This window comes from Kitasatospora sp. NPDC057512 (assembly GCF_042802135.1).
In the GTDB taxonomy this organism is placed as follows: domain Bacteria; phylum Actinomycetota; class Actinomycetes; order Streptomycetales; family Streptomycetaceae; genus Kitasatospora.
The window spans coordinates 1-6,007 of sequence record NZ_JBHVET010000542.1 but is presented as its reverse complement, the minus strand read 5'-3'; the positions used below and the strand labels follow the sequence as shown (position 1 = coordinate 6,007).

Genomic DNA, 6,007 nt, shown 5'->3' with positions numbered 1-6,007 from the left:
CCCGGATCCACACCGGGGACGCCCGCCGGCCGCAGGCCGGCGCCCTCGCCATCCGGAACGGTCTGATCACGACGGTCGGGGACGACGCGGACGTCGCCCCGGCCGTCGGCCCGTCCACGGTGCTGGTCGACGCGCTCGGCCGCCGCGTGGTGCCCGGCCTCGACGACGCGCACCTGCACGTGATCCGCGGCGGCCTCACCTACGTCCTGGAGCTGCGCTGGGACGGCGTGCGGTCGCTGCGCCAGGGCCTGGCGATGCTGCGGGAGCAGGCCGCCCGTACGCCCCGGGGGCAGTGGGTGCGGGTCGTCGGCGGCCGGATCGTCCACGCCGCGGCCGAGTACGAGGGCCCGGACGAGGAGCTCCCGCCGGTCAGTCCCGGCTGGAGCCCGGTCGCCCATTTCGGCGGCTACCAGGCCGCCCGCCGAACTCCCGGCGCGGGCAAGGGCGCACGCCAGGCGGAGCTACTCGGCGAGGCCGTCGCCGAGTCCGAGCTGCACCACCACTGGCGGGTCGCGCGCGGCCTGACCGCCGAGCAGGGCGCGCCGTTCGACCCCTGCTTCCTCCTCCGATCCACCTGCCCCACCTTCACGCGGACCGCCGTGCGAAGGACCCTGTCCGACCACACCGAAGGGGACCCCGTCATGGTCGACCTCACCCAGGTCAGCGCCACCCCCAGCCCCGACCTGCTCACCCCCGACAACGCCGTGGTGCTGTTCGTGGACCACCAGCCGCAGATGTTCTTCGGCACCGGCAGCGGCGACCGCACCGCGATCGTCAATGCCACCGTCGGACTCGCCAAGGCCGCCCGGGCCTTCGACGTGCCGACCGTCCTGACCACCGTCGCCGCCGAGTCCTTCTCCGGCCCGCTGCTGCCGCAGCTCGCCGCGGTCTTCCCCAAGGCCGAGGTCCTCGACCGGACCTCGATGAACGCCTGGGAGGACGAGGCGGTCGTCGAGGCGGTCAGGGCCACCGGCCGCGGCAAGGTCGTCATAGCCGGGCTGTGGACCGAGGTCTGCCTGGTCCTGCCGGTGCTGTCCATGATCGACCAGGGCTACGAGGTCTACGTCGTCACCGACGCCTCCGGCGGCGTCTCCCCGCAGGCCCACGAACACGCCGTCCAGCGGATGACGCAGGCCGGTGCGGTGCCCGTCACCTGGGTGCAGGTCCTGCTCGAACTCCAGCGTGACTGGGCCCGGACGGAGACCTACGGCGTGGTCACGGACATCGTCAAGGAGCACGGCGGCGCGTACGGCCTCGGGATCGTCTACGCCCAGGCCTTCATCGGCGAGCACGCCGCGGGCTGAGCCGGCACCGCACCAGAAGGGAAGGGACCAGGGACAGGACACGATGGATACCGGACTGCTGATCCTCCGCGTGGTGGTGGGCCTGCTCATCGCCGGGCACGGAGCACAGAAGGTGAGCCACCGCCTCGGGGGCCACGGCCTCGCCGGCGGGACGGCGGAGTTCCGGCACGACGGCTTCCGCGGCGGGACGCCCACCGCGCTCGCCGCGGGCGCCGGGCAGATCGGATCGGGCCTGTTCCTGGCCCTGGGCGCGCTCACCCCGCCGGCGGCCATGGTCGCCATGGGGGTGATGACGGTGGCGATCACCGTCAAGCTGCCGCACGGGCTCTGGGTGCAGGACGACGGCTACGAGTACCCGCTGGTCCTGGTCGTCGTCACCGGAGCGCTCGCCCTCACCGGCCCGGGCCGCTGGTCCGTCGACCACGCCGTCGGCCTGACCGCCTGGCCGCTCTGGATCTCCGTCGCGGCCGTCGTGCTCGGCCCCGCGAGCGGGCTGCTCACCCGGGCCGTCCTGCACCGCCCGGCCACGCCCGAAGGAGCCACCGCCGTTGCGCGCCCTGCTGACTGACGCCCTGCGCACGCTCGCCCCGCCGCGCACCGACCGGCACGGACCGCTGCCGCCGCTGATGCTGCTGCTGACGGTGGCCACCGGCGTGGTCGACGCCGTGAGCTACCTCGGCCTCGGACACGTCTTCGTGGCGAACATGACCGGCAACGTGGTCCTCCTCGGGTTCGCCCTCGCGGGCGCCTCCGGCCTGTCGGCCACGGCCTCACTGGTCTCGCTCGCGGCCTTCCTGACCGGCGCGCTCGCCGGCTACGCCCTGATCGTCCTGCTGGGCCTGGGCCTGGGCATGGGCCTGCAGAACGCGGTGGCCCGGCGGATCGCCGTCCCCGACCTGACCACCACCGTCCTCACCCTCACCCTGACCGGCCTCGCCTCCGACTCGCCCCCGGCCGGGGGCACCGCGCCGCGGCCGGGGCGCCGGATCCTCTCCGCCCTGGCGATGCTGCTCGGCGGCCTCGCGGGAGCGGTTCTGGTCCTGCACGGGCGGACCGCCACGGCCCTCGCCCTGGCCGCCCTGCTGCTCCTGGGCACGGCGCTGGCCGCCCACCGGCTCTCGGCCGCGAGCGGACCCGATGCCCCCTGGGCCACGCCGACCGCCTGAGTCTCACCCGACCGCTTGAGTCCCGCCGACCGCCTGAGCGGCCCACCGCACCGTCCCACCGTCAGAACGACAGGAGCTTCCCCATGATGCGACGCTTCGCCCGACGCCTCGTCCCGATCGCCGCCGCGATCGCCGCGCTGTCGGCCCTGCCCGCCGCCTCGGCGTCCCAGCCCGCAGCGGCCACCCGCCGCACCTTCGCCGTCGGCCCGCAGTACGACTCCACCCACGTGTACGTCGAACCGGGCACCGAGCAAGCGTTCGCGGCCAGTTGGACGGCTACCTTCGGTGGCAGCACGATCGGGCCGAACGCCACCCAGGTGACACCCACACCCAGCCGGACGCTCTCCGAACTGGTCGTCTCCCCGGTGGGCACCCTCTCGGTGTTCGACTACACCACGCCCGTCCCGTACCCCTTCGGCACCGAGCGCACCGGCTGGCTGGTCACCGACCTCGACCAGGCGGTCCGCGCCGCCCGCGCCGACGGAGCCGCCGTCACCGTGGCGCCGTTCGCCGACCCGATCGGCCGGGACGCCGTCGTCCAGTTCCCCGGCGGCGTCAACGCCCAGCTGTACGTGCACACCACCCCGCCGTCCTACCCCGAGCTCGCCAGCGTGCCGGAGAACCGGCTCTACCTGTCACCGGACGCGGTGGGCGCCTTCCTGCGCAGCTTCCTCGCCTTCACCGACGGCCGGATCGCCTCCGACGACCGCCGGGCCGACGGCGCCGCGATCGGACTCCCCGGCACCGCCTACCGGCTGCTGCGCCTCACCTCCGGCTTCGGCACCACGACGGTCGCCGTGACGGACGGTCACCTGCCGTACCCGTTCGGCCGGGAGCTCACCGGCTACGGCGTCGCCGACCTCGGCGCCACCCTGGAGCGGGCGAAGTCCGCCGGCGCGTCGGTGCTGTCCGGCCCGGTCCGGGCGGGCGGCCGGGACAGCGCGATGGTGCGGTTCCCCGGCGGCTACGTCGCGGAGCTGCACGGCGCCCGGTGACCCGGCGATGGGGGGTCACACCGCGATGCCGTACCCCTCCGGTCGGGCCGCGCTTTCCTGGGCAAGGCCCATCCGGGCGCACGCCTGCCACTCGCGCGGCGACACCCCGTAGGCGGCCCGGAAGGCCCGGCTGAAGTGGCTGGCGCTCACGAAGCCCCACCGCCCGGCGACCGCCGCCACGGTCGCCGGGCCACCCGCCGTACGGGTCGCCGGACGGGTGGCCGTACGGGCGAGGTCCCGGCGGCACGCGTCCAGCCGCTGGCGCCGGATCCAGCGGGTCACCGTCACCCCCTCGAAGCCGAACAGCTTGTGCAGGTACCGCACGGACACGTGGTTGGCCTCGGCGATCCGCTCCGGCGAGAGGTCCGGGTCGCCCAGGTCCCGCAGGATGTGGTCCTTCACCCGGGCCAGGGCGGCCAGGGCCGCCTCGGGCGCCTCCGGCACGGAGCGGCCGCGGCGTTCCTGCGCTAGCACCGCGAGCAGGTCGAGCGCCGTGGTGGCGAGCCAGGAGGCCGCCTGCGGCTCCATGCCGCCGACCGAGCGGGAGAGGCAGTCCAGGTAGGCACCCACCAGGCGGGCGGTGTCGTCCTCTCGGGTGTCGAAGGCCGTCGCCGTGAGCACCCGCAGGTCCTCCTCGGTGACCCCCACGGCCGAGCGCGGCCAGTGGAAGGCCGTGATGAGGAACGGCTCCGGCAGCTCCTTGGTGAACGGCCGCCCGGCGTCGGAGATCGCGAAGCCGCCCGGGCGCAGCTCCACCTGCCGGCCGTCCTGGAGTAGCCGGGCGGTGCCGCGGTGGTGGAGCGCCAGGGTGAGGTGGTCCTCGCCGCCACGGGCGATCAGCCGCGCTGTGCGCTCGACCCGCTGCGGGCCGGCCTGGACCAGGGAGACCTGCGCGGCGCCCAGCCGGTGGCTGGTGATCGTCGCGGGCGCCGGCGCGTCCTCGCGCAGGACGACGTCGAGCGGGATGAAGGTACGGGAGATCGCCTCGTGCCAGTACTCGGCGCGTTCGGCGGACGGCACCCCGGCGGTGTCGAGGACGACGGACGGGACGACGGACATCTGTGCTCCTGTTCGGTCGACGGGCTCGACCGCACCGTGGTGCGCCTCGGCGGCGTGGCCCGGGTCGTGCCGGTTCGGCCGCTCGTCAGCAGGCCTCGTCGTTCCCGAGCGAGCGCCAGTCGCGCGGCGAGACGCCGTAGGCGACGCGGAAGGCCCGGCTGAAGTGCGCCGGGTTGACGAAGCCCCAGCGCTGGGCGACCGCCGCCACGGTCGGGGCGGTCCGGCCGTGCCGGCCCAGTTCGCGGGCGCAGGCCTCCAGGCGGCGCTGCCGGACGAGCCGGCTCACCGTCACTCCCTCGTCCTCGAAGAGCCGGTGCAGGTACCGCACCGAGATCCGGTGGGCGCGCGCGATCCGTTCGGGCGTCAGCTCCGGGTCGCGCAGCCGCTGGTCGATGTAGTCCCGCACCCGCCGGACCAGGTGCTCGTTCGGGCCGCCGAGGCCGGCCCGGTCGGGGCCGTCCGCCGCCAGCTGGGTGACCAGCGCGCTCACGAGGTCGGCGACCCGTCCGGCCAAGTGGTCCCCGACCGGGCCCGGGTAGGAGTGCGCGGAGGCGGCCAGGGTGCCGAGGAAGGGCCCAAGCACCGGCCCGCAGCCGTCCGCGGGCCCGATGGCCGTACCCGCCGCGTGCCGCAGGTCGCGCTCCGGTACGCCGAGCAGCCGGCGCGGCAGCTGGAACAGGTGGGTGCGGAAGCGCCCCGGGTAGTCGACGGCGAACGGCCGCCCGGTGTCGTACAGGACGATCCCGCCCGGCGGCACCTCCGCGCGGCGCCCGTCCTGCTCCAGCACGGCCCGGCCGGACACCTGCACCCCGACCCCGACCTGCGGCTCGGTGCGCGGGGTCCGGGCGATCAGGTCGACCGTACGGGAGAACCGGGCGCCGTCCCCTTCCAGGGTCGAGATCCGCACGTAGCCGAGCCGGTGCGGCGCCGGGAGTCCGTCGAACGGCCGCCCGGTGAGCGGGTGCACCCGCGCCGCCGCCCCCGACACCGTACCGCCCCGGAACACGGCCCTCTCCTCCTCCGCGGCCGACCCGGTCGTCCCCCGCACGCCCATCTGACCGCCCTTCCCTCGAAGTCCCGCGCGACCCAGCCTGGACTTCGACGATGACGGCCCGTTAGGTCATCTGACTGCCTGGTTCGTCAGCGGTCGGAGGAGCCGGCGTTCCGGCCGTTCGGCCGCCGGCGAGGGCATGGGCGAGCGCGGCCCGCGAGGTGATGCCGAGCTTCGGGAAGATCCGGTACAGGTGGGCCCCGACGGTCCTCGGCGACAGCTGGAGCTCCCGGCCGATCTCCTTGTTCGTGAGACCGGTCGCGGCCAGCCGGGCGATGCGCAGTTCATGGCCGGTCAGGCCGGACGGTCCGGCGGCCGGTCCGGCCGGCGGCAGGGCCGCGGAGTCGCCGGCGGCCCGCAGTTCCTCCTCGCACCACCGGGCCCAGGGGTCGGCCCGGAGGCGGCGGAACACGTGGTGGGCCGCGCGCAGCG

7 protein-coding genes and 1 pseudogene are annotated in these 6,007 nt (G+C 75.3%); 5 read left to right on the top strand and 3 right to left on the bottom strand.

What is annotated here, in order from left to right; genetic code table 11:
* Positions 1-119 precede the first annotated feature (119 nt).
* From ACFU6K_RS28585 to ACFU6K_RS28565, 5 genes and pseudogenes are all read left to right on the top strand, one after another.
* Positions 120-281: pseudogene (locus ACFU6K_RS28585) on the top strand (amidohydrolase family protein); the annotation flags it as partial.
* A gap of 360 nt (positions 282-641) precedes the next feature.
* Positions 642-1,304 carry a hydrolase gene (locus ACFU6K_RS28580; RefSeq protein ID WP_380667785.1) on the top strand — a complete coding sequence of 221 codons (663 nt, stop codon included), beginning with the start codon at positions 642-644 and terminating at the stop codon, positions 1,302-1,304.
* 43 nt (positions 1,305-1,347) lie between these two features.
* Positions 1,348-1,872, top strand: coding sequence for a DoxX family protein (locus ACFU6K_RS28575; protein WP_380667782.1), 525 nt, complete (start codon positions 1,348-1,350; stop codon positions 1,870-1,872).
* Positions 1,853-2,470 carry a YoaK family protein gene (locus tag ACFU6K_RS28570; protein ID WP_380667780.1) on the top strand — a complete coding sequence of 206 codons (618 nt, stop codon included), beginning with the start codon at positions 1,853-1,855 and terminating at the stop codon, positions 2,468-2,470. Before ACFU6K_RS28575 ends, ACFU6K_RS28570 begins: the two co-directional genes overlap by 20 nt.
* A gap of 83 nt (positions 2,471-2,553) precedes the next feature.
* On the top strand, positions 2,554-3,465 hold the full coding sequence (locus ACFU6K_RS28565) for a VOC family protein (protein ID WP_380667777.1): 912 nt from the start codon (positions 2,554-2,556) through the stop codon (positions 3,463-3,465).
* Between the two features lie 15 nt (positions 3,466-3,480).
* Here the strand turns inward: ACFU6K_RS28565 and ACFU6K_RS28560 are convergent, their stop codons facing one another.
* The 3 genes from ACFU6K_RS28560 to ACFU6K_RS28550 form a co-directional block, all read right to left on the bottom strand.
* Positions 3,481-4,524: a helix-turn-helix domain-containing protein gene (locus ACFU6K_RS28560; RefSeq protein ID WP_380667775.1), complete on the bottom strand. Its 1,044-nt coding sequence runs from the start codon at positions 4,522-4,524 to the stop codon at positions 3,481-3,483.
* 85 nt (positions 4,525-4,609) lie between these two features.
* Positions 4,610-5,530 (bottom strand): helix-turn-helix domain-containing protein, encoded by a 921-nt coding sequence (locus ACFU6K_RS28555; RefSeq protein ID WP_380667773.1) that lies wholly within the window; start codon positions 5,528-5,530, stop codon positions 4,610-4,612.
* A 109-nt stretch (positions 5,531-5,639) separates the two neighbouring features.
* Positions 5,640-6,007 (bottom strand): response regulator transcription factor (locus ACFU6K_RS28550; RefSeq protein WP_380667771.1); only part of this gene is annotated, 368 nt, incomplete at its 5' end.

Bases quoted from the DNA above. Each gene is read 5' to 3' on its own strand.
- ACFU6K_RS28580 (WP_380667785.1), top strand. From the start codon at position 642: ATGGTCGACCTCACCCAGGTCAGCGCCACCCCCAGCCCCGACCTGCTC.
- ACFU6K_RS28575 (WP_380667782.1), top strand. From the start codon at position 1,348: ATGGATACCGGACTGCTGATCCTCCGCGTGGTGGTGGGCCTGCTCATC.
- ACFU6K_RS28565 (WP_380667777.1), top strand. From the start codon at position 2,554: ATGATGCGACGCTTCGCCCGACGCCTCGTCCCGATCGCCGCCGCGATC.
- ACFU6K_RS28560 (WP_380667775.1), bottom strand. From the start codon at position 4,524: ATGTCCGTCGTCCCGTCCGTCGTCCTCGACACCGCCGGGGTGCCGTCC.